Source organism: Paradesulfitobacterium aromaticivorans (assembly GCF_054657415.1).
Window position 1 is genome coordinate 489,856 of record NZ_BAAHYT010000010.1, and the last position, 24,280, is coordinate 514,135.

19 protein-coding genes and 1 pseudogene are annotated in these 24,280 nt (G+C 48.8%); 3 read left to right on the forward strand and 17 right to left on the reverse strand.

Going from position 1 to position 24,280, the window contains the following annotated elements; genetic code table 11:
* Window positions 1-13 precede the first annotated feature (13 nt).
* The 8 genes and pseudogenes from ACYQ2N_RS07835 to ACYQ2N_RS07870 form a co-directional block, all read right to left on the reverse strand.
* Window positions 14-1,018, reverse strand: a complete 1,005-nt coding sequence (locus ACYQ2N_RS07835; protein WP_459998628.1) for an ornithine carbamoyltransferase — start codon at window positions 1,016-1,018, stop codon at window positions 14-16.
* A 66-nt stretch (window positions 1,019-1,084) separates the two neighbouring features.
* A complete protein-coding gene (locus ACYQ2N_RS07840) occupies window positions 1,085-2,362 on the reverse strand; it encodes a YgeY family selenium metabolism-linked hydrolase (RefSeq protein ID WP_459998629.1) in 1,278 nt (425 codons plus the stop codon).
* A gap of 366 nt (window positions 2,363-2,728) precedes the next feature.
* Window positions 2,729-4,492, reverse strand: coding sequence for a sigma-54-dependent Fis family transcriptional regulator (locus tag ACYQ2N_RS07845; RefSeq protein WP_459998631.1), 1,764 nt, complete (start codon window positions 4,490-4,492; stop codon window positions 2,729-2,731).
* A 191-nt stretch (window positions 4,493-4,683) separates the two neighbouring features.
* Window positions 4,684-5,955 (reverse strand): diaminopropionate ammonia-lyase, encoded by a 1,272-nt coding sequence (dpaL, locus tag ACYQ2N_RS07850; RefSeq protein WP_459998633.1) that lies wholly within the window; start codon window positions 5,953-5,955, stop codon window positions 4,684-4,686.
* A 275-nt stretch (window positions 5,956-6,230) separates the two neighbouring features.
* Entirely contained in the window at window positions 6,231-6,743 is a 513-nt protein-coding gene (locus tag ACYQ2N_RS07855) for a YgaP-like transmembrane domain (protein ID WP_460000488.1), read from the reverse strand.
* 140 nt (window positions 6,744-6,883) lie between these two features.
* Complete coding sequence (locus ACYQ2N_RS07860) at window positions 6,884-7,243, reverse strand: PadR family transcriptional regulator (RefSeq protein ID WP_459998635.1); 360 nt, start codon at window positions 7,241-7,243, stop codon at window positions 6,884-6,886.
* A gap of 32 nt (window positions 7,244-7,275) precedes the next feature.
* The gene (locus ACYQ2N_RS07865; protein WP_459998636.1) at window positions 7,276-7,857 is read right to left on the reverse strand and encodes a class I SAM-dependent methyltransferase; all 582 of its coding nucleotides are present in this window, start codon (window positions 7,855-7,857) and stop codon (window positions 7,276-7,278) included.
* A 154-nt stretch (window positions 7,858-8,011) separates the two neighbouring features.
* Window positions 8,012-8,095 (reverse strand): annotated as a pseudogene (locus tag ACYQ2N_RS07870) (sigma 54-interacting transcriptional regulator); the annotation flags it as partial.
* 206 nt (window positions 8,096-8,301) lie between these two features.
* On the opposite strand from ACYQ2N_RS07870, the gene ACYQ2N_RS07875 reads away from it, so the two are divergent.
* Window positions 8,302-9,786, forward strand: coding sequence for an FTR1 family iron permease (locus ACYQ2N_RS07875; protein WP_459998637.1), 1,485 nt, complete (start codon window positions 8,302-8,304; stop codon window positions 9,784-9,786).
* A 33-nt stretch (window positions 9,787-9,819) separates the two neighbouring features.
* Window positions 9,820-10,272: a hypothetical protein gene (locus ACYQ2N_RS07880; RefSeq protein ID WP_459998638.1), complete on the forward strand. Its 453-nt coding sequence runs from the start codon at window positions 9,820-9,822 to the stop codon at window positions 10,270-10,272.
* Window positions 10,273-10,465: 193 nt separating this feature from the next.
* Here the strand turns inward: ACYQ2N_RS07880 and ACYQ2N_RS07885 are convergent, their stop codons facing one another.
* Window positions 10,466-10,774, reverse strand: coding sequence for a hypothetical protein (locus tag ACYQ2N_RS07885; RefSeq protein WP_459998639.1), 309 nt, complete (start codon window positions 10,772-10,774; stop codon window positions 10,466-10,468).
* Window positions 10,775-11,268: 494 nt separating this feature from the next.
* Between ACYQ2N_RS07885 and ACYQ2N_RS07890 the strand changes: the two genes are divergently transcribed.
* Window positions 11,269-11,397, forward strand: coding sequence for a hypothetical protein (locus ACYQ2N_RS07890; protein WP_459998640.1), 129 nt, complete (start codon window positions 11,269-11,271; stop codon window positions 11,395-11,397).
* Window positions 11,398-11,494: 97 nt separating this feature from the next.
* Here the strand turns inward: ACYQ2N_RS07890 and ACYQ2N_RS07895 are convergent, their stop codons facing one another.
* The 8 genes from ACYQ2N_RS07895 to xdhA form a co-directional block, all read right to left on the reverse strand.
* A complete protein-coding gene (locus tag ACYQ2N_RS07895) occupies window positions 11,495-12,859 on the reverse strand; it encodes a PLP-dependent cysteine synthase family protein (protein WP_459998642.1) in 1,365 nt (454 codons plus the stop codon).
* Between the two features lie 47 nt (window positions 12,860-12,906).
* Window positions 12,907-14,154 (reverse strand): threonine synthase, encoded by a 1,248-nt coding sequence (gene thrC, locus ACYQ2N_RS07900; RefSeq protein WP_459998643.1) that lies wholly within the window; start codon window positions 14,152-14,154, stop codon window positions 12,907-12,909.
* 43 nt (window positions 14,155-14,197) lie between these two features.
* Window positions 14,198-15,526 (reverse strand): putative aminohydrolase SsnA, encoded by a 1,329-nt coding sequence (ssnA, locus tag ACYQ2N_RS07905; RefSeq protein WP_459998645.1) that lies wholly within the window; start codon window positions 15,524-15,526, stop codon window positions 14,198-14,200.
* Between the two features lie 93 nt (window positions 15,527-15,619).
* Window positions 15,620-16,963, reverse strand: coding sequence for a nucleobase:cation symporter-2 family protein (locus tag ACYQ2N_RS07910; protein ID WP_459998647.1), 1,344 nt, complete (start codon window positions 16,961-16,963; stop codon window positions 15,620-15,622).
* A gap of 223 nt (window positions 16,964-17,186) precedes the next feature.
* Complete coding sequence (ygfK, locus tag ACYQ2N_RS07915; protein WP_459998648.1) at window positions 17,187-20,246, reverse strand: putative selenate reductase subunit YgfK; 3,060 nt, start codon at window positions 20,244-20,246, stop codon at window positions 17,187-17,189.
* Between the two features lie 128 nt (window positions 20,247-20,374).
* Complete coding sequence (gene xdhC / locus ACYQ2N_RS07920; RefSeq protein WP_459998649.1) at window positions 20,375-20,875, reverse strand: xanthine dehydrogenase subunit XdhC; 501 nt, start codon at window positions 20,873-20,875, stop codon at window positions 20,375-20,377.
* Window positions 20,868-21,749, reverse strand: coding sequence for a xanthine dehydrogenase FAD-binding subunit XdhB (gene xdhB, locus ACYQ2N_RS07925; protein WP_459998650.1), 882 nt, complete (start codon window positions 21,747-21,749; stop codon window positions 20,868-20,870). The genes xdhC and xdhB overlap by 8 nt, the downstream gene beginning before the upstream one ends.
* Window positions 21,750-21,764: 15 nt before the next feature.
* The gene (gene xdhA / locus ACYQ2N_RS07930; RefSeq protein ID WP_459998651.1) at window positions 21,765-24,056 is read right to left on the reverse strand and encodes a xanthine dehydrogenase molybdenum-binding subunit XdhA; all 2,292 of its coding nucleotides are present in this window, start codon (window positions 24,054-24,056) and stop codon (window positions 21,765-21,767) included.
* Between the last annotated feature and the right edge of the window lie 224 nt (window positions 24,057-24,280).

Consider the following 24,280-nt stretch of genomic DNA (forward strand, 5'->3'; position numbering starts at 1 on the left):
GAACGACTGTACTTTACCTTCCGCCCATTAAGAGGGTCATCACAGCTTTGGCTGTATGCAGACGGTTTTCGGCCTCATCATAAATGATGGAATGTGGTCCGTCGATGACAGAGTCTTCAACTTCGTTATTGCGGTCAGCGGGCAGAGCATGCATGTACATCACATTGTTGTCCGCCAAATCCATCTTGGCTTGTGTGCACTTCCAGGACTTCTGGGCTCTGAGCTTGTCATCGACCACAGTGGCAGCTCCTACGGTGGTGGCTCCTGTCTGGTCGTTGACCCAGCTGCCCCAGTTTTTCGGAATCACGATGTGAGCGCCTTCATACGCTTCTTGTTCATTGTTGGTAACGGTCACGGTGCCGCCGTATTTGGCAGCGTTAGCTTGCGCTTGCTCAATGACCCAATCGGGAAGCTCCCAACCTTTCGGATGCGCGAGCACGACATCCATGCCATAGCGCGGGAAGAGCAGCACTTGGGATACGGGTACGGAAATAGGTTTCTTGTGGCTCTCGGCATAAGCCCATATAATTGAGACTTTCACCCGTTTCAGATCCCCGATTTTCTCTTTCATCGTCATGAGATCAGCCAAGGCTTGGAATGGATGATAGAGATCACATTGCAGATTCATGATCGGTGCCGTGGACCACTTAGCCATCTCATTAAGATACTTGTTGCCGATGCCCCAGTTGCAATAGCGGGCAGCGATCCCGTGGCCGAAGCGGGAAAGGATAATCGCTGTATCTTTAGCGCTTTCTCCATGGGCGATCTGCATGCTGCTGGAATCGAGGAAACCGGCATGCCCGCCTAATTGAGCAAGTCCTGCTTCCATCGAGTTCCTTGTCCGGGTCGATTGCTCAAAGAACATCAGGAACATGGTTTGGTTCTGCAGGTACGGCGTAGGAATTCCCATCGCAAATTTTTTCTTTAAGTCCAGGGAAACTTCCAACATGGTGTCTACTTCTTCTTTAGTGAAATCTTCAAGGTTGATAAAGTGTCTGCCGCGGAAAATTGATTGCATTCTAATAATCCTCCCTTAATCTTATGATAAAAGTCATTATCCAGTTAAGTTTGAATACTTAAGAATCTAATCCCGGATCTTCATTAAATTTTCAGTGGTCGTCGGCATCTTGTCCACATACTTCTGGAGATAAACCTGGGGAATAGCCGCATACAAAGCGCAGGCATTCACGAGTTCCTTCTTCCAAGTCCGTTCGTTCGGGAAGTGAGCTTCGGCCTCATGTCCAGGGCCAAACCCGATGCAAGGAATGCCGTAACGGCCCATAATGGAAACTCCATTCGTGGAGAATGTCCACTTATCGAGCACAGGTTCTTCCTTAAACAGTTCCCTATAGGAATCCATTAAGGTCGAGCACAGAGGATGATCTTCTTCAATCAGCCACGTTGGAAAATACGATTCTGTCGGATAGACCAGACCGGTGTAAGCAGGGCGCTCATAGGTGTACATGCTGACTTCGGCCTTAGCGGCTTTGACAGAAGGCAGGTTGCGGATCTGATTCAAAGCATATTCCGCATCCTCGCCGGCCGTAAGACGGCGGTCAATGGAGATTGTACAACTGTCAGCCACTGCGCAGCGCGAAGGAGAAGTAAAGAAAATCTCGGAAACCGTTAGGCTGCCTTTCCCCAGGAAGGGATGATCTTTTAAGTTCTCATGCAAAGCACGCAAATCCAAGAGGATGGGGGCAATTTTGTAAATGGCGTTGTCCCCGCGTTCCGGAGCCGAGCCATGGCAGCTTACCCCCTTGGTCGTGACTTTGATTTCCATGCGCCCGCGGTGTCCGCGGTAGATCTTGCCGTCTGTGGGCTCTGTGCTCACCACGAACTCCGGACGCAACTTGTCTTCGTTGATGATGTACTGCCAACAGAGGCCGTCGCAGTCTTCCTCCTGGACTGAGCCCACAACGACCAGCGTGTACTCGTCTTCCAGGCCCAATTCTTTGATGATCTTGCCGGCATACACCATGGAGGCCATCCCGCCCTCCTGGTCGCTGGCACCGCGGCCAATGATTACTTCATCATCTTCATAGCCTGCGTAAGGATCGTATTGCCACAGGCTCCTATCTCCCACGCCCACGGTGTCAATGTGGGCGTCCATCGCAATCACATGTTTGCCATGCCCAACATAGCCGAGAATATTGCCCATGGGGTCGATCTCTACTTTATCGAAGCCCACTTTCTCCATTTCCTCTTTGATGCGCAAGACCACTTTTTCTTCCTGACAGCTTTCACTGGGAATAGCGATCATGTCGCGCAGGAACTTACTCATTTCCGGTTCGTACTTTTGCGCCAGTTCCAAGATCTTGGCAAAGTCCTTGTCCAATGCAAATTCCCCTTTCTCGTCCATTCAAAAATCCCAAAGCGCTGATGTAATTACTTGTTGCCACACTTTTAGTTTATTTTTGCAAAAACTATGCCAATGAATCAATTCGCCAGGATTTTTTACTCTCGGCTCGTTCACTTGCCGCTTTCATACTTATTTCTTTGGCCGGTTTCGCACTTATTTTCTCCCTGCCACATCTCTTGCTTAGGTAGCGGTTGCGTCGCTGCGTCTCAAATTGATACACTCATATTCGAACCCCGGCTCGAATCGTCCCTAACCCCGGAGAAATCAGGGCTGAGGCTGATTTTGTCTCATCTTGATACGACAGTCTAACATTTGTACACAAGCCTTTTTCAGAGCGTAGTCGCGTGGTGCGATCCGAATAAATGCTTACGCATACGTTTTGCTCTCGGAAATATTGTACTCTTTAATCTTGCGGTAGAGCGTCGCGCGGCTGATGCCCAGAAGCCTGGCCGCATCTTCCTTATGGCCGTCAGCAATGGCCATGCTCAAGGCTTTCATGATCGCTTGCCGTTCCAGGGCTCTTAGATTTAGGGACAAGTCTTGTGGATCTGGCTTGTGTTCTGTTTTCAGCCGTTTGGGCAGGATTTCCGGAGTAATCAGTTCACCAGGAGCCATGGTCACACAGTATTCGATGACATTCCCCAACTCCCTTACATTGCCCGGCCAGGAGTATTTTATGAGAACCTCTTCAGCTTCCGGAGAAATTCCTTTTACCTCTTTTCCGGTCAGCTGAGAGTAGTGTTCCAAGTAGAACTGAATTAAAATTGGAATATCTTCCATCCGGTCACGCAGGGGTGGAATCGTTAAGGGAATTACATTTAACCGATAATATAAATCTTCCCTAAACTCCCCTGCCAAAACCATTTTCTCCAAATCCCGGTGGGTCGCCGCGATAACCCGTACATCCACGGGGATGGACCGGGTGCTGCCGATCCGTTCTACCCGCCGTTCCTGCAGGACGCGGAGCAACTTGACCTGCAAATGCAGGGACATGTCCCCGATTTCATCTAAGAAAATCGTACCCTGGTGTGCCAACTCAAATTTCCCCAGTTTGCCGCCACGGCGAGCACCCGTGAAAGCCCCTTCTTCATAGCCGAACAACTCACTCTCCAACAAATTTTCGGGGATTGCGCCACAGTTTAAGGCAATAAAGGCATGGCCCTTCCTTTTACTGCTTTGATGTATAGCCCTGGCCAGGAGTTCCTTCCCTGTGCCGCTCTCACCCTGAATCAGCAGGGTTGCATTGGTCGGAGCGACCCGGAGCGCAATTTTCTTAAGTTCGCTCATTTTACCGGAGTTGCCAATTATTTCAGAGAAATCTGTTTCAATCTCATTGACGGTAGCTTCTTTAACGATTTTCTTAATTTGTTGAAGGTCTTTAAGCGTGATCACCGCGCCTTCGATTGTTCCGCCTTTATTGATGGGTACGGCATTGCAATAGAGCTGGGTCGCTACCCTTTTACCCTTAATCTGGCCGGAAAAACTCTCCCCCTGGACAACTGCTTTCCAAAAGCGTTTTTCATCCAACAACTGAGCTAAGATCTGTTCCTGCCCTTCCCCAATATCTAGCATTTTGGCAGCCAGGGTGTTGTAATGTGTCACTTTCTTTTCATTATTCACCAACAAAATTCCGTCATGGAGGAGGTTTAGGACCGTAAGCAATTGGCTTGTCAGAAGCTCACGTTCCCGGCTCTGGTAATGCTCCACCACCTTGCCCACTAAGAGCTCCGCCATTTTCTCCAGGAAACGCAGGAGGGAATCTTTGTTGCCCTTGAGACGCTTTGTTTGCTCTTCATCGAAACTCAATAAGCCGATTGTCCCGATAATCTGGTCAGCGGCGCGTATGGGCATGGCCACTTCATAGAACTCCAGGCACTGCCCCCGGCTCACGCAAGGCTGGCACAATTCGTGAAACCCGGGATTGTCGATGATAACCGGAATCCCCGTCTTCATAACATGCCGGTAGACGAACCCATCGTCTAAAGGACGGTCACACAGTTTCCGGTATTTTCCCGTGCCGGCTACCCTAATTAAATCCGCATCCGCAATCTCAACTTCGAGCTTAAGCGCGGCAGCAATTGCATCTGCCGTTTGTTGGACCGTGCTTTTGATGTCGCGAAGCTGGTACATTTTATCCCCACCCTAAAATAAGACTTTTGTATCATATTGATACTCCTAAAGATTTAATTCGCTAATTTTAGAGCTTTTCCTACTTCTATTTATGAGAATTGGTTTATTAATTTTTAAGAAAAAAATAGGGGAAGTCAGGAAACCCTTACTCTGGATCTCGCTTGCTTCCCAAAATCTAGTACAAAAATTCTTTACCGCGCAGCCGAAGGAATTTCCCCATCCCACACAATACTGCGGTATTTAAGAGGATCAGTATCTCCCTCGGTGTTAAACAGGAGTATGTGCGAATTCTCGTTTAGTCCTAGAGCCGCACGGGCTTCGCTTAACCTCTCATCATGAGCCAGAGCCCACAGCAGCCCGGTCGTGACTGCGCCGGATTCCCCGGAAATAACCTTGGGATCCCTACCCAAAGGATTGCCTAAAATCCTCATCCCTTTAGCGGCAACCGCATCAGGACACGAGACAAACAAATCACTAAAAGCACGCAGCATTCTCCACCCAATGAGGTTTGGTTCCCCACAAGCTAGTCCTGCCATAATCGTGTCCATATCCCCGCCCACAACCCGCGGTTTGCCGTCAGCGGCTACAGCTGAGCGGAAAAGGCAAGCTGCTTTATTAGCCTCCACCACAATGGTTTGGGGTCGGCTCTCCCGGTACAAAGACGCAAAATAGCCCTGGACAGCCCCGGCGAAGGCTCCCACGCCAGCCTGGACAAAAACATGCGTTGGTTTATCCGCGCCGAGCTCAGGCATTTGCTCAGTTACTTCCGCTGCCATCGTGCCATAGCCCTGCATGATCCAGGTGGGAATCTCCTCATAACCCTCCCAGGAGGTATCTTGAACGAAGACCCAACCGTTCTCTGCCGCTTTGGCTGCAGTCATGCGCACCGCATCATCATAGTTGAGATCCGTAATCCAGGCCTCAGCCCCTTCAGCCCTGATCTTTTCCAGACGATACAGGGAAGAGCCTTTGGGCATATAGACTACGGCTTTTTGTTTAAGCTGCCTTGCAGTCCAAGCCAGCCCGCGGCCATGGTTGCCGTCCGTCGTGGTGGCAAACGTAATCTCACCCAACTGCGCTTTGATTTCCGGAGAAGTAAGCACAGGGAAAGGAAGCTCGTTAAGGTCACGGTTTAGGCGCTGGGCCAAGTACCTAGCCACGGCATAAGATCCGCCTAAGGCCTTAAAGGCATTGAGCCCAAAACGGTGGGATTCATCTTTGACATAGATTCCGCCCACGCCAAAGGTCTTGGCCAGAGACTTGAGAGAATGGAGCGGAGTGGGCCGGTAATCCGGAAAAGTACGATGGAAAGCGCGGGCCTTAGCTATCTCCGTTTTATGAAAAAGAGCGGTTGACGTGCCCTCTCCGTATTCTTTCAACATCCTGTTCTTAACCCATTCTATGCGTGCGTAAGGAACGATTTCCTCAGGTGCTTGCCATGTGCTGAGAGTTTGCGTTGACATTGTATCTCCTCCTAAGTTGAATGATCAAAGTTAATATACCTATGGTTTTATGCAAATTTAATGCCAACATTTCGCACATAATTAATGCTTTAGCGTTGTAATAAGATCCGTACAATTGCCGTGATTATCAGCGGTCTGCGTTTATTCCGGTAAAATGCGTCTCTACTGCTCTAAAGCCTGTTGCAGTAACGGAATTGTTCCAGAGAAAGGGAAAGCCCGCAGTTACAGCGCTGCGGGCTTAAGAATTTATTAGAGTATGTCTCCTTGCTCAAAGATTATTTTCTCTTGCAGGTATTCATGCCGAAAAGCGAATAAAGGGGACACCATCCTAATAAGGCTGTAAAAAGTGGAACCAGACCGAAATGATCACCTTCCATATTCTTTAAGATGCGACTGATGACCTCCCGCGCAGTTCCGAGTTCGATAGCTAATTCTTCATGAGTTTTGTAAAGTATGGCCTCCCTTTCAGAAGTATGCTCCAGAAGAAAACGGATAAGACGTATGTCAATTCGTTTGAACGTAATCTCCTCGATGAGAGCCATGACGCTACCCAGACGTTTGGCCAGACTTTGGTAGGTAAACATCTGAACAGCAGGAATTTGTTGCAGCCAATATTTGTATAACCCTTTCGGAATCATTAGCGCCTCCACATCCTGCTCAACGATAGCCGTCGCAGGATAAGGTATATTGCCTAATGCACTAGAAAGCATAATAATGCAGGTTTCACCCGGTTTAATACGATAGAGCAGAATTTCCCGTCCTGATTCAGCAGTTTTCAGAACCTTGATCGAACCTAATTATTAAAGTCACCTCTTTTAGATGTTCACAAAATGCGTTTAGTTTAGTGAGCTCATTGTGGAGTACTTCAATCCCATGTTATGTAACCTCAAAGAGATGGGCATGGAAAAATCTGCTCTAATAAGATTGCTTACGGGTTCGGAAAATCTCTTGCGGTGTCTTGAATAAATGTACCATAGTGCGACAAAAAAAATTCGAAATTTGCATGACGTTGACGGATATCTTGTTCATATTCCTGAAGCGCTAATAAACCCTTAGGAATAATGGTGTACCATTTTCGGGGTTGACCGGTCTCTCTCAGTTCCCAATTTGTTTTGACCAAACCGTTCTTCTCCATTTCTTGTAAGCTTCGGTAAACGACAGCGCTATCGGATAGCCAATAAGGAAGTTCGGTTTGTAATCTTGACAGAAGTAAAGCTCCATAAGATGGACTATCTGTCAAAAATAACAGTAAAAAGGCCGGAGTATGCCGCCCATGCATTTTACGCATATTTCACCACTTTTCCATGGTATTCCCATTGCTTAATCCGTATTTTTCATGATTGAGCCACGTAATAAAATATGGACCGGATGAAAAATTTGGACCCAAACATCTTCAAAACCTGCTTGTTCCAGTGTCATTATCCATTCTTCAAGTGAGCGGCGTTCACTTAACGGTGGTCCCATCGGCGTCTCTTTTTTCTGCCATTCAATAACCCAAATCTCACCATTGTTATTGAGAATTCGCTTGGTATCCAGCAGATATTTTAGCGGATCGTTTAATTCATGCAGAACATTGGAAACAAGAGCTATATCCACATTCTTATCCGGAAGGGGCACACTCTCTCCCTGGGCCAAATAAGTCTCAATCCGCTCCGCGATCCCGCGTTCTTGGGTCGTTTGTTGCAGGAACTGCAACCGTTCCGCATTGATATCAACTGCCTTTACTATCCCCTGCGCCCCGACAATTTCCGCAGCTTTAAGTGAAAAATAACCCTGTCCACAGCCTAAATCGGCTAAACTCTGCCCGGTCTTTAGCCCGAAGCGTAAGAGAATTTTTTCGGCTGGGAGGATCTTTTCCCTCATCTCATGATTGTGATTATGGAAATGTTGGTGAGTTGACATTACGTTTTCCTCCTTGTCATTTCTGCTCTACTCTTTTCTCGTTAAAAACAGTATCGTGCTAATTACAGTATGATGTTATTTTAACTATACTGTAATTAGCAGTATCCAAAAGATAAAATAACACTGAAGCATAGCAAAGTCAAGTGACTGATATACCGATTTCATCAAGGAAAAGAGTCCCATGATCAGCAAGCTCGACCAGTCCCAGTTTATGCGCTCCTGCGCCGCTAAAAGCACCGAAGATAGAACATGGCCTTTCAGAAGTTCTAGCCCTTCCCGGGCCGTTCCGGCCTCGATCACCATCATCAGCGACCGTCGCTTACTGCGGTAATAATACGATCTTCCTTATTACCAACAAAACCTATTGACTTAATCAGCATTAAGAGTATAATCTCTTAATGAGAACAATTATCATAATCATTTAATTGGAGGGGGTGATAAATAATGCATAAAATTAAAACTACATTGCTCGTTTTAACAGTTCTGGTAACAATGTTTAGTCCTATCAAGGTGTGGGCCTCAACTCAGGCATCAGACAACATGGCCAAAGCGGACCTTTATATCGATCAAGCATTGGCGGAGACAAACCAAGGGCAATTACCCGAAGCAAAACAAAACTACCAAAAATTTCGTGATATGTGGGGACAAATCGAAGATGGCGTAAAACAAGAATCCGGAGACGCGTATAAAGAGATTGAATCCAATATGGGTCAAGTGGATTATGCCTTCATCCAAAACAAACAGGAAAACATAGCCCAGGCCTTTCAAGGGCTAAAGAATGTGAATGAAAAGTTCATTCGGGGTGAATTCCCCAAGGGTCAACAGTTTAAACAACAAAATATTTCATTAAGTGATTTCATCATCCTGTTACAACAAACGAAGCTTAAGGCTCAAGACCATGAACAGCAATCGGCGCTGTCCGGGATTTCGAAAGTACGGGAATCCTGGTTAAGCGTAGAAGGAGTTGTAGTTGCTCAATCCGCAGCCGTTTATAGCGATTCGGAAAGAGACATGGTCACTGTCAATGCAATGCTTTCGGCGAATCCACCCAATTATCAAGGCGCGATTCAATTGTTGGATCAGATGATCAATTACCTGAGCCCACTGGCGAGCAAATCCGGGTATACGTTTTGGGATGCCGCGATGATCCTAATACGTGAAGGCCTTGAAGCTCTCTTGGTTATTGCTGCTTTACTGGCTTTTGTTAAGAAGTCTGGCCGAACCAAGGGAAACGGATGGATTTGGCTTGGGGTTTTAGGTGGAATGATCCTCAGCATTATTATCGCGATCGTTGTAAAGTTTGTCTTCTCTTCCGGCACATTCGGTAATAACAATGCCCTGATCAATGGATGGACCGGAGTAATTGCAGCTGTTATGCTCTTATACATGAGTTATTGGCTGCATAGTCAATCCAATATTGCAGATTGGCAAAAGTACCTTCGCACGAAAAGTGAATCAGCTTTGGATTCCGGACGGATGGTTTCCTTGGGAGTTCTTTCTTTTCTCGCCGTCTTTAGGGAAGGAACAGAAACAGTCCTGTTCTTTATAGGGATGGTCAATCAGATTAATATGAAAGAACTTGTGCTTGGTTTAGTAGTCGGGTTTGGCTTACTTGCAACTCTGGCTTATTTAATGATTCGATTAGGATTGAAGCTTCCTATTCGCCCCTTTTTCATGGTTTCCAGTGTTATCGTCTTCTATTTATCTATTAAGTTTACCGGAATGGGGATTCGTAGTTTGCAATTGGCCGGTACAATCCCATCAACAACTGCCTCGAATATCCCCAATATCGACTTTTTAGCTCTTTATCCATCGTGGCAAAGCACCCTTCCCCAGATTGCTTTAGTGATCAGTGCGTTAGCCGTCATTCTTTGGAAACGGAGAACAGCTAAAAAACCCTTGACCAAAGAATCGCACGAAACAAAATAATAAGATTAAGTAAATATTTAGGAGGAGAGTTCAATGAAATTATCTCGTATAATCCTTGCTTCAACTATTGTAATCAGTTTAGGTCTTGCCGGATGTGGCGCAACCAACACAACAGCCACGACACCAAGCCAGACGGAACAAAAGGGATCGCAAGATACATCTAAACAAGAGACATCTAATCCAACCTCTTCGGACATTAAATCGGGTGTGACAAAGATGCTTAGCATCACAGCCGATTTGAAAACGGCTATAGACACTGGAGATGAAGCAAAAGTTAAAGTAACTGGGCCTCAGTTAGAAGATGTCTGGAGGCCCTTTGAAGATAGCGTAAAAACGAAGTACCCGGATCTTTATAAAAAAGTAGAACAATTTCTTGATCCAACGATAGCAGGAGCTAAGGCAAGCCCCTTGGATAAACAAGCACTCGGAAAATTGAATGGAGATTTAACCCAGGCATTAAATGAGTTAGCAGCAAAAGAGAAGTAACGATTAAAGAAATTGGAACAATGAAAAAAGCCTACGGCAGTTACGACAGTCTTATAAAACTCATCTGGTGAAACGTTAGAAAGCCCCTCCCGTTGACTGGGAGGGGCTTTCTAACGCCGGTGTCATAGATGGACTCACACCCATTCGGGTGAGGAATCTTAAATCGAGATACCATTGAGACATGCATTTTGGGCTAGCTGGAAGCCCCTACCTCAACATGAAATGTAGGTGGGGGAGGTTCACTAGCTACAGCTGTAAATCCCGTTTTGACCTGTTTAAAATTCTTAAGTAATGATTGGCTTCTCAATTTGCATTGCAGCATCCCTTCCAGTATGTTGGTCTTAAATTGAACCAAGGCATTGGTCAAACCAATAGCTTTTTGATTTTTTATAACCGATTCGATAGGAACCGGAAAGTTCCTGGGTAATTTGTTCTGCCCGCAGATTCTTATGCTAATCATTCCATATGACTTCACTTCTTTTGCCTTCATGTCTTCAAACAAAAGTAGATTTTCCGGCAATCATTCTTGCTTTGCACCTTTTAGGACTAGTTACATATTCTATATCAACCCCAAATATTACCACATTGCATTACACGAAAGGAGGATAGATCTTATGGTTGGTTTCAGACGTTTTCCATTTTTTAGTCCGTTTTTTAGCCCCTTCTTTTTTCCGTTCTTCTTTCCGTTTTTTAATCCATTTGTTTTCCGGCGGCGGTTTTAGCTAGTAAGAGTTAGCCGCTTATGCCCGGCTCTACTTTATCCTTGCTTTGCCCAATTCTATTGATTAATTACACCTTTCCCAATTTATGGCGACTTCATTGGGCAAAGCATATCATGTACTATTTCTGGAAAAGGAGGATATGCAGATGGCGTTTGGTACTGGCGTTGTAGACGGTTTTCCTCGCTCTATGACAGGCATCGCGATCGTAGTAGTTATCATTCTTCTGCTTATCGCAATGGGTATCGTATTCTAAATTAGAAAGGAGGAAATGATTTTGTACGGAATGGGTTTCGGTGGAGCAGGTTGTCCTCCTGTTGCCCCTGTTGGTGGGGGCGTTGGCGTTGGTGCAGGTATTATTGCCATTGCTATTTTGATTCTTATCGCACTTGGCATAATATTCTAAGATCTATTTATTACGTCGGCTATCATCTTGACGAGGATGGTAGCCGTTGTCTCCATAACCCTTTCTATCTATGCAATTGTCTCATACACGAATAGTGCTATTCCTGTTCGCGGAGCTTCTTTATCTCCTGGTCATAATGTTCAACTTTAGCAAACTCTTTTTCCCAGAATTCCTCCTTTTTCATGGCATCAAGGTATTCTTGGGCATAGCCAAAAGGAAGCCAATCCTTTTCTTTTTGCTTGTAGAGCTGCTCTTTGGCTTGGGCGCTGCGGAAATCAACAATATTGTCCGTGTTGGCTTTAAGGAAAATATCCCGCGCCCAGCGCCGCAACACAAAGTTCTCTGTCTCCAGATAACGGCTTTCCAAATCCTCTAAGACAGAGGGATAACGGTCAAAGCCATCCGTGGCAATGGTTACGACATTGTCATCGGGACCTAAGCGCAGGTGATGAGCCATCTTAATCGCGCCTAAGATATTACACACTCCTGATACCCCAAAGAGGCCGTGCAAGGCCGAGGCTTGTTCCGGGGACACACCTAGCTCTTCCAGGATGTCCGCCCCATCTTGGAGGATTTTGAGACCGCGCACTGCATCATCATCCGGAATAAGCACCACAAAATCCGTGGTGTTGATGTTATGAATCAGGGTGCACATTTTGTCCCCGATACCCTCAATCCGGTGCTGCCCACGCCCGCCATCAGCCAGAGTAGAACACTCATACGGTTCAAGGGCAGCAATTTTGGCTTCGGGAAACACCTGCTTAATCTGATCCCCGGCAGCAATCGTCCCTGCCGATCCTGGAGCGGAGGTAAAACAGGCAATACGTCCGTTGCCGATCCCCTTGACTGCTTCAATTGCTGAGTTGCCTGTGACATAGCGATGGAAACGATAGTTAGGCATGAGCTCAAATTGGGCAAGTGGGCGGTTTTTGGGGTCTTTTTTCAATTCATACGTCCGCTGCAAGGTTAGGATTACGTCTGACTCAGTTCCTGGCGTGAGGTCGAGCTTAGCCCCGTATTTCTGGATGCGCTCGTAGCGTTCCTTGCTCATGTTGTCAGGCATAATGACCACGGCGTCATAGCCCATTAAGTTGCAGATATAGGAGACACCAATGCCAAAGTTCCCGGTAGAGGGTCCAAGAATCGTGTGCTCACCCGGGATAATATCCCCATCGACACACCCTTCAATCAGAGTAGCATAGGCGGGGCCGACCTTATGGGAACCTGAGGGGAAATATTTCCCCAGCATCACTACTATATTCGCTTCTGTCCCTGTCAACTCTTTCGGAAGCACGACCTTACGCACTTCGCCGCTTTCATCTTTCCAGGAAATATTGAAGAGATTGATCGGGTCAAGCTCGTTGCTGTCTTTGGCAGTCAGCGCTTGTGCGCGAATTTGCGGGTCAATCGTTTGCGGGTTTAACATTTCTGAATAAGTGGGTCCAAAAGGAATTTTTGCCATGTGTTTTTTCCTCCTAATGATGTTACTTTTTTTAATCTAAATATGCCCTAAGCCAATCCTTTTTTTTCCAAGCTTCTGATAAGCTCATCAAGAACGGGCTCGACTTTAATCGGTTCTCCTGCTGCCGCAATGGCATTCTTGACATCTTTAAGTCCATTCCCGGTCACGATCGACACAATCCTGGCGTCAGCAGGGATCATTCCTTGCTCTACTAAGCGTCTAAGCCCGGCCAAACCGGTTACTCCGGCAGGCTCGCCAAAGATGCCGCTCGTCCGTCCCAAAAGCCGCATGGCATCAAGAATCTCCTCGTCACTAACCGCTACCATTGTGCCGCCTGATTCCCTTACGGCCCGCAGGGCTTTATCCGGGTTGCGCGGCACGCCGACCGCAATACTGTCAGCTAAAGTGTTCTCCGCCGCCGGACGCCAAGGACGATTTTCAAGGAATGCGTCTGTTAGGGGCGAACATCCGGTAGACTGGACCCCCACTATTTTTGGCAGCCGATCGATCCACCCCACCTGGTACAGGTCTTTGAACCCTTTCAAAACCCCGGCAATGGTACAGCCATCCCCAACCGAGAGCACAACCCAATCCGGAACCTGCCAGTTTAACTGTTCCGCGATCTCCAACGCGACCGTCTTTTTCCCTTCCACCAGATAGGGATTTATGGCCGCATTGCGGTTATACCAGCCCCAGCGCTCAATAGCTTCTGCCGACAGGCGGAAAGCCTCTTCATACGAACCCTGCACACTGATAACATTGGCACCGAAGATCAGGAGTTGGGCGACCTTCCCTTGCGGGGCTCTGCCCGGAACAAAAATGTAAGTCTTTATCCCCATGGCTGCCGCACTCCCGGCCAGAGATGAAGCCGCATTCCCGGTGGAAGAACAGGCGATAGTAGCAGCCCCTTCTTCCACCGCTTTAATCACGGCGATAATCGAGGCCCGATCTTTGAGAGAAGCGGTTGGATTTTGCCCGTCATCTTTCACATAGAGATCACTCAGCCCCAGGCTTTGAGCAAGCCCCGCCGGTTTATAAAGGGGGCTCCACCCCACTCTCAGGTGTGGGCGCGGGGTCTCAGGCTTAATCGGCAACAACGGCAGGTAGCGGAAAATTGAGTGTTCTTTCCCTTTACCCAATTCCTCCCTGGTCGTTTCCTTCTTAATGGCCTGGTAGTCATACTCAACGTCAAGAATCCCTTCCTTGGCTCCACAGGACGGACAGGTATAAATACCAGGCTGGGCCGGAAGTTCCTTACCGCATTTGATGCAGCGAAGTCCTAGTACATTTTTCAAGTTGATCACCTTTATATCCTTATATATCTGCTATATATATCTGCTATATCCTTTGCCAGAGATTCTGTGCCAGCTCCCGCGAACGGGCCAAAATCGCCTCTTCGTCAATACCGACTAATTCCCTGTTTAACATGCGCACGCGCCCGTTCACTACCGTGGTCTCAACCGATCTGCCGGAAACGCCGAAGAGCAAGTGTCCGCTCCAGTTGGCCGCAGTCATCGGCGTGGGCGGAACATAATCCACCACAATCACATCGGCCCAGGCACCCTCGTGTAGTTCCCCAAACGAACCGCCGAAAAGCTGTGCAGCCATATGCGGGTTATTGCCATAAAGCATCTGGGGCACTTCCCCCCAAGCCACACTGGGGTCGGCTGCCACATGCTTTTGCAGAACATTAGCCACTTTCGCGCTTTCGAACATGTCGCACGTATACCCGTCCGTCCCTAGTCCAACCATGACGCCTTGGTTCAGCATTTTGAGCACCGGAGCGGCTCCCACGGCATTGCCCATGTTGGACTCAGGATTGTGCACGACCTGGGTGCCCGTCTCTTTCAAAATTTCCATTTCCGCATCGTTAACATGCACACAGTGGGCTGCAATCGTCTTCGGCCCTAAAATGCCGAATTTATTTAAACGTTCTACCACCCGCAGCCCGGATTTAGCCAAGCTGTCCTCCAAATCCTCAATCCCTTCGGCCACATGAACGTGAAATCCGCTCCCGGAAGTCTGGGCCGCCTCCCGGCACTGGGCCAGGGCTCTGTCAGACAAGGTGAGGGAAGCATGCAGGCCAAACAGCCCGGCTGTCATCGGATTAGCCTGGGACGCGCAGGTAGAGATAAAATCAGCGTTTTCTTTGATCCCTTCCTCCGTAATCTTGTCCCCGTCCCGCTCGCTCACTTCATAGCAGAAAGCAGCCCTGACCCCGATTTCCTCCGCCGCTTTGGCCATTGTGTTTAGGCTCCCCGTGACAGCATAAGGACTGGCATGATGGTCGACAATCGTTGTGGTCCCTGTTTTAATACACTCAATCAGCGGTCCCAGCGCACTGTAATAGACATCATCCAGGGACAGCTGTTTATCAAGCTTCCACCATAACCCTTCCAGGATGTCGCGGAAGCTCTTGGGGGGCTTGCTCTTGGCATCCATGCCCCGGGCAAACGTACTGTAAAGATGCATGTGCGTATTGATCATCCCGGGCATGATCAGATGGCCACGGGCGTCGATAAACTGCGCCTGCGGGAAGCGCTCACGCAACTCGGCGCTGTCCCCGATCTCCTGAATTTTAGCACCTTCGATTAAGACCGCACCCTGTGCGATAACTTTGTTGTCTTTGCCTAAAGTTAAAACGGTTCCATTCCCAATCAGGAGCATATTTAGCCCTCCTCCCCAAATCGTGGTTCGATGTTCGATGTTCGTGGTTCGATGGAAGGGTGGGGCAAGCCGAGCTTCCCCACCGCACATTTTTTAGACTTCCATTCCGGCATTCGTTGCAAGTTCTTTTTTCATTTCCTCGCTCGAACCGCCGCCGTTGAAGAAAGCATTAAGGATGATAGCGGTTAAGGAACCGAGGGTAATTCCACTGTGAAGGAACGTCTGGCTCCAGGCCGGGAAATGATTGAAGAAGGTCGGAGCCACCAAAGGAATAAGTCCTATGCCCACACTGATGGCCACGATGAAGATATTGTGATTGTTCTTTTGGAAATCGACTTTGGATAAAGTCTTAATCCCGCTTGCTGCCACAATGCCGAACATGGCAATTCCGGCTCCGCCGAGGACAGCGTTAGGCAAAGAAGCGATGATCGTTGCCAGTTTGGGGAACAAGCCCATTAAGACCAGAATTCCACCGGAAGTGGCGACGACAAAGCGGCTCTTAATTCCGGTCAGGCCGATCAGACCAACGTTTTGGGCAAAGGCGGTATACGGGAAGGAGTTCATGATTCCGCCAAACACAGTTGCCAAGCCATCCGCTCTAAGGCCCCGGGTCAAGTCTTCTTCTGTGATCGGTTTGTCGACAATTTCTCCGATCGCCAGGAAATCCCCGGTCGATTCCACCATGACCACCAGCATCACTAAGATCATGGCTACAATAGCCCCCACATCAAATACAGGCAGGCCGAAATAGAACGGGGTGTCGATACCGAGCCAAGGAGCCTTTGAAACCCCGTCAAAATTCACAAGACCAAGAGGAATAGCAACGATCAGGCCGACGATTAGGCCAAGCAACACCGCAATGTTAGCGATAAACCCTTTGAAATACTTGTTAATCAAGAGAATGGTTAAAAGCACGATCCCCGCGACCGCCAGGTAAGTTACGGAACCGAAATTCTTATTCCCTAATCCTCCTGCGGCCCAGTTAACTCCAACTGGCAGAAGAGAGATACCAATCACGGTAATGACACTCCCTGTGACAACAGGGGGAAAGAAGCGCAAAAGTTTACTAAAGAATGGCGCTAAAAGGAACGTAACAAGACCGGCTACAATAATCGCGCCATAGATAGCAACCATGCCACCTTCTTTGGCAATTAAGACCATCGGAGTGACCGCGGCAAAGGTGACCCCTTGGATAACCGGAATCCGAATCCCCAGCTTCCAAAAGCCAAGCGTCTGCAGCAAAGTAGCAATACCGCAAGTAAGCAGGTCAGCGTTGATCAGAAAAGCGGTTTGCTCTTTGGTAAGGCCGGCGGCTGCCGCGATAATCAGCGGAACGGCCACTGCTCCGGCATACATGGCCAGAACGTGCTGTAACCCATACAGGAAAAGCTGTCCGGCAGGTAGGATTTCATCAACGGGGTGTTTACTATTGGCCAATTTAGTTCCCCTCCTACTTTTTTAAGGATTTGTCACCTTAGAACTTTGTAACTTAACAGTGCGGGGGTTGTTTGCGGGCCTTATCTTATAGTTTGTAATATTTTTTAGTTTGTTATTTTCTCTAGCTTGTTATTTTTTCCTGCCCATTCATCACCCGCCTTTTCCAAATGTCTAACCTTAAAAACAATCACCCTGGAACTAGCCCCGCACATGGCTACCTTAATTAATCTTGGCTGATCAGGTAATTATAATTCTTGTAAGCTGCCCAAATAAGCGCGGCCACGGAATCCTCAAGTACCCTGGATTTCCCGCTAGCATCAAATTGCGCCGTCAGGATCTTGCCGTCAAGCCGGACCTTGAATACCGGCTCTGCTCCGTCCTCCAGCAACAGGAAACCGGAATTCGCGCTGTTGGCTAAGTCTTCTTTACTCCAGAAAAGGGTGAATTTATCTTGATACGGGGCACCATCACTGGGACAGAACGTCGCGCAGTTGCCGCACTCGTTGCACATCCCGTCCACGTGGATGACTTGGTTAACATTTTTAAGACCGTCCACTTTAAGCACGACATTGGCCCGATTCGGGCAGACTTCGGTGCAAATGTTGCACACATAATTGCATTCCAGGCACCTGTGAGCCTCTTCAGCACCGCTACCTGCGGCCTGAAGGACACCTTTCCTGGACGCGATTTGTGTGAGGCGTTTATCATTGTCAAAGGAAATTGTCGGCGCAATTGCTTGTCCGAAAGTAAGATTTTCCTTGACAACGATCGCTTTGGCAGCTTTGGTAGCGTGGGCAATCGCGGTCACGACCGTAGCTGGTCCATAGAGCGCATCCCCGCCGACAAAGACATTTTCCACACTGCTTTCCAGCGTCTCGGGGTTGATGTTGATCTTTCCTTGAGCATCCACTTCGAGACCGTTTTGGCGGAGAAGGTCGTAATCCACCAGTTCACCCGTCGCCGCGAGGGCAGTGTCAACCGGAATTGACTCAAATTCCCCTTTAACTGCTACCGGGCTGCGGCGGCCCGAAGAATCAGGCTGGCCCAGCTCCATCTTCTGGCATTTAAGAATCCCATCCTTGAGAGATATGGGAGCAAGGAGTTCTTTGAACACTACCCCGTCTTCCAGAGCCAGGTTCAGTTCCTCCCTGTCAGCGGGCATATAGGCTTTGGTTCTGCGGTAGATGATATAGACGTTATCCACTCCGGGGAGGCGTTTGGCTGCCCGCGCAGCGTCCATCGCCGAGTTGCCGCCGCCGATGACAGCCACATTCTTGCCGGACTTAAGCGCATTCCTGTTCTTATTGAATTCTTCGAGGAACGGAATCGCCCCCATTACCTTATGATTGTCCCCTTCCAGCCCTAAGGAATTTGTTTTCCCGGCCCCGATCGCTAGATAAACGTAAGTGTAACCTTTCTCCTTGAGTTCAGGGACGGAGAAATTCGGGTCTGCGCCGAACTCGAACTTAACACCCATGCGCTTGATGAGTTCAATATCGTTGCTAATCGCCCCACGGGCAATCCTAAAGTCAGGGATCACATATTCCACAGTGCCCCCCGCCTTTTTCCTTTTGTCAAAGATTGTGACCTCAAGGCCGGCTCGCGCCAGGAAGTAGCCTGCGGCCAGGCCGGATGGGCCAGCCCCGATAACTGCTGCTTTGGCCGGGCTCTTGGGCGCAGCCGGGCTTAACCTCTCGATAAAACCGTCATATCCGTTGGTGGCAGCCATAAGTTTTAGATCCCGGATTAGGACTGATTCGTCATAATCGAGGCGGGTGCATTTAGTCATGCAGTTGTGGTTGCAAATTGTACCGGTTATAAACGGCAGCGGGTTTTTGTCCACCACAACCGCGAAAGCCTCCTGATAACGGCCCTCTCCGACCAGACGGGTATATTCCGGGATATTCTGACCGATCGGGCAGCCGTATGTGCACGGGGCTGCGAAGCAGTCGGCAAGCGGCAATTTCCGCTGGATCTTGCGGCTACCACCTGGTCTCTTGTCTTTGAGGTGGTTGGGGTCAGCGAAGGCACTTGCAGCCAGCTCTTGCAACTTGACGAGGTCAATCCGGGCAGACTCGCTGTTGTCTAAAGTCGGTTCCAGTTCGGCTGCCATCTGCTCCAGCCGCGTATACCCGCCCGGTTTGAGCAGGGTGGTGGCTAAGGTAATCGGCCGGATGCCGGTGGCAAAAATGCTAGCGATGTTAAAGAAGTCCGCACCGCCTGAAAAGGAAATCCGCAGATCCCCGTTAAATTCGCTTGCCAGTTTGAGGGCCAAGTTTATGGTCAGGGGATAGAGTGAGCGGCCTGACATATACATTTCTTCCCCCGGCAGCTCACCTTTGGTGATTTTCGTCGGCAAAGTATTGGAGAGTTTAACCCCGAATTCTCGCTTATTTTCTTTGGCAACCGCTTTGAGTCTTTTTAACATGGCTACGCCGTCTTCATATTGCAAATCGTGCGTGAAAGATTCCTCTTTGAGTTCAACATAGGTGTACCCCATTTTGTCGAACGTGTCACGCACAAAGCGGTATCCGAGCAGAGTCGGATTCATCTTCACGAAAGTGTGCAGTTTCTTTTCACTGAGCAGGTAGCTGCTGATGGCCTCAATCTCAGCCGGCGGGCAGCCGTGCATGGTGGATAAAGTAATCGAATTGCAAATATTCGCGGAAATACCCTCAATATACTCTTTATCAACGTTTTGGAATCTCTCTGCCTCTGCTTCAGCGAGCAAGACAGCCTTGCACTCTTGGAAAACCGCAGTGTTTGCAGCGTCCTTCAAACCTTCGATAAAGCCGTCAACCTTAGGGGACTTGATCCCTTTCAGGTCATACCCGACGCTCATGTTGAACATAAAGCGGCGTCGATCAACATTAAACAGTTCCTTTTGCAGGATGTGCAGCACGAACCACGCTTTTACATACTCAGCCATGGCCTCTTCGATGGCAAGTTCGGTCGACCATTCTGTGTTATAGCATTCGTCCTCAGCCCTGATGCACGGTTTGGGAAATTCCAGCTTGTCGAGAATTTGCACGGTCTTTAACTCGAAAAACCTACTGCCGCTAAGGTAAGAAGCAATGATGTTTTGGGCCAATTGTGTGTTGGGTCCGGCTGCAGGACCGATAGGCGTGTCAAGCGCTTCGCCGAACATGGTAATAAACTTGCCGCTCTTATTACTGTAAAACTTGCCTTCCGGTATGCCGAAAATCGACTTGTTGTGCCCGTACTCCTCAAATACCCAGGTTACGAGCTTCTGAAACGGGATTTGGCGCATAATATCGCTCATTTTCTCCGCTCCCCCTTATTAAAGTTACAATTTAGGTACTCAGAATTCAGTAGTCAGTACTCAGAATACCACGAGAATATGCTCCCTCATTCTGTCTCCTGACTCCTGAGTTCTGACTCCTGTGTAAATTATTTGTGGTCGTGGTGACCGCATTCACATTTATGATCCTTAGAATCGAGGGACTTTTCCGCTGCCTTAAGGATATTATTGTAACCTGTGCAGCGGCAGAAATGCCCGGACAACTCTCTTTTAAGCTCCTCCCGCGTCAACTCTTTGCCGCTCTCCGCCAGCGCCGTTGTCGTCAGAACCAGGCCGGGAGTGCAGAAACCGCATTGAACGGCCCCTTCTTCGACAAAGGCCTTTTGCACCTTAGACAGCTCCCCGTCATGGGCCACCCCTTCAATCGTTGTAATGCTCTTGCCTTCGGCCCAGACAGCCAGATAGATGCAGGAATCAATGGGCATACTGTCAACCAGCACGGTACACGCGCCGCATTCCCCGACCCCGCAGCCTTTTTTGACTCCAGTGTACCCTAAACGATTGCGTAAGACCTCAAGCAAAGATTCGCGTACATCAACTTCGACGCTTACCGCTTTCTCATTTACCGTGCAGGAAATTCTCTTAAGCAAGTTCTTCACCTCCAGCCCTGACAATGGCAGTTTTGAGTGCCCTTTGCGTGAGCTCCTCGACTAAATGTTCCCGGTATTCCTTGGAAGCCCGCCAGGAGGTCCTGGCTTTCGTGGATTTCACGGCCAGTTTGCCGATTTCTGCTAAGGTTGCGGCCGTGATCTCCTGGCCTTGGGCAAATTCTTCAGCCTCAACACATCTTAACGGGGTCGGTCCGGCTACACCCAGCCCGATTCTTACTTCGGCCAAGGTGCTCCCGTCTACCCGGCACATGGCCGAAACTCCTAAAGTAGCGATATCCATGGCCTTGCGCGTGGCAAACTTGATGTAATGCCCACCAAAGCCCTGATACTCTTCCGCTGAGATCACAAACTCAGTCAGGAGTTCTCCAGGCTTCAAATCAACTTTGCCCGGACCCAGATAAAATTCCCGGATCGGAACAAGCCTCTCGCCTGCGCTTGACTCAAGCCTCAAGCTAGCATTAAGGGCGAAGAGTGTGGAGGCGCTGTCCGCCGAGGTCGCCCCATTACAGATATTCCCGCCCATGGTGGCGATGTTGCGGATTTGGGGGCCGCCCATCGAGATGGCCGCTTCCCCTAAAACAGGGATATTTGCTTGAATAACGGGGTCGTTAAAAATTTGATTGAAAGTGGCCAAAGCCCCGATTAGGATTGTACCGTCTTTCGACTGCCTGATGCTTTGAAGTGACTTGATGCCGCGAATGCTTAAAAGTTCTGCCTCCTCGAACTGCCCATGATGCATTTTAATGAGGACATCCGTGCCTCCGGCAATGATTCTGAGCTGAGGATTTTGAGCCAAAAGCTCAGTTGCTTCAGGAACTGTGTGCGCGTCCCAGTATCCCTTAATGTTATACATTAAATCACCGCCTTCCTAAATTAATCCGGCTTCCTTGAACTTCTCGAACACGCGCTGCGGGTTCATAGGCAAGCGGTCAAAAGCCACACCCGTTGCCTTCAGCACCGCATTTCTGATGGCAGGTGCCGGGGAAATAGCCGGCGGTTCTCCCAAAGACTTCACTCCGAAAGCGCCGGTCGGGTCTTCAGTTTCCACAAACGCCGCGCCGATTTCCGGAGTATCCATCATGGTCGGCAGCTTATAATCAAGCAGGTTGTTGTTTAACGGCTTGCCGGTTTTTTCATCAAAAAGCATTTGCTCCATCAGGGCATACCCAATTCCCATGCTGACCCCGCCGTGCACTTGCCCTTCTGCCAGTTGCGGGTTGATAATCTTACCTGAGTCGTGCACATTGTAAATTTCCAAGACTTCTACTTTTCCGGTCTTGATATCAACTTCAACCTCTGCAAAAGTCACGCCAAATGACATGGCATTCACACGGGCGTTATTGGATGTATCGCTTGTAACCGGTTTGGCAAAAACAGTGTCATAGTACGTATGCATGGCCGCTTCAGCCAAAGGCATCAGGACTTGGCCTGAATGCTTGTAAACGATGTTTTGCTCTTTAAGATCCAGCATCTCAGCCGGAATATCCGTCATTCCCCAAACAAAGTCCAGAATCTTCTCTTTGACTTCCAACGCTGCCTTATTCACAGCCATCCCGGTAATATAAGTCTGGCGCGAGGCATAGGCCCCGGTATCGAACGGGGTGATGTCCGTATCCTGAGTGGAGATGACATGCACCATATCCATGGGAAGCCCCAGGATCTCAGCCACCATCTGCGCAAACACGGTATCACTGCCCTGGCCGATCTCCGTGGCTCCGATTTGAAGCTGAACCGAACCGTCCTGGTTAAGCACGATGCGCGCTCCGGAAAGTTCCAAGCCCACTGGATGGGTTCCGGAGGCATAGGCGAAACAGGCTAGGCCCAAGCCCCTACGCTTGTCCCCGCTCTGCTGCCTGTAGCTGGCTTGTTTCTCCTCCCAGCGAATCAACTCTTTGCCCTTGTCGATACACTCCTGAAGGCCGTTGCTGTAGACTTTATTCTTGCTTAAGGGATCAACATACCCCACCCCGGCCAAATTCCGGCGCCGGAATTCGATGGGATCAAGATTAAGTTTTGCTACGATATCATCGACATGACTTTCAAGGGCGAACTGGATTTGCGGAACGCCATAACCCCGCATGGCCCCTGCCGCCGGTAAGTTGGTGTAGACTGTGACCGGGTCATACTTGATCGATTCAAAAGCATAAAGCGGTCGGAACTTTGTTCCCGCACTCATGGCGATAGAATGCCCATGGGAAGCATAAGCCCCGGTGTTGGAAATTGCCTCGATCTGGATTCCTTTTAATTTACCCTCTTTGGAAACCCCGGATTTAATTTTGAATTTAAAAGCGTGACGCGTCCGGGTATCAATCATGCATTCTTCCCGGGAGAGTTCAAGCTTAACCGGCCTGCCACCGACAGCCAAGGTCATGGCTGCGTTTAAGGGTTCAACACAGACATCCTGCTTATTGCCAAACCCACCGCCGATATAAGGCTTGATCACGCGTACCCGGCCCCAGGGGAGTCCTAAGGCCTGAGCCACAATTCTCCTCGTAATATGGGGAATTTGGGTTGAGGACACAATGATCATCCTGCCGTCAGAATCCAGATAAGCGTAGGAAATATGGTTTTCCAGGTGGCAGTGCTGAACAATGCCGGTCTCGTATTCCCCTTCAAACACATAGTCTGATTCGCTCAAGGTCGCTTCAATATCTCCAATATGATACCCGCGTGCAGCCAAGATATTCCCTTCACAGTCGTCATGGATTAGGGGAGCGCCTTCCTTAAGCGCCGCTTCCGTAGTTGTCAAAGCCTCCAGAACCTCGTATTCGACCTCAATTAATTTCAGCGCTTGTTCCGCAATCAGCTCATCTGTTGCCACTACCGCTGCAACCGCGTCCCCAACGAAGCGCGCCTTATCCGTTAGAATTAATCTGTCTTCTTTATCCCGATGGCTGGGATCAAGGGCATAAGGATGCCCGGCAGTGGCGAATTTAAGGTGCGGTACGTCCTGGTAGGTTAAAACTGCCTCAACCCCCGACAAAGCTTTCGCTTTACTTACGTCAATGCTTTTGACCAGCGCGTGGGCATAGGGGCTGCGCAAAATCTTGCCGACCAACATTTCCCTTTCAAAGAAATCATCGGTATACTTGGCTTTACCCGTTACTTTGGCCACCGCATCCACTCTCTGCACACTTTTTCCTACTACAGAGTAAGCCATGACTCCCCTCATCCTTTCTTTGCCTTAAAATCTAATCATTGTGCTCTCAAATCACCTTTGATCTGCCTCTAATTTTATCTCATCTGATTTACCGCCGAAACTCTCATCATAAAACCGTTATTAAAGCAAAAACCGTGCCAGCCAGCAACCTGTCATTTCGCTGGCAGTTGTTTAGTGTTTTTGTGTCTTTAATGTGCTAAAATAAGATATCGTTTACACCCATT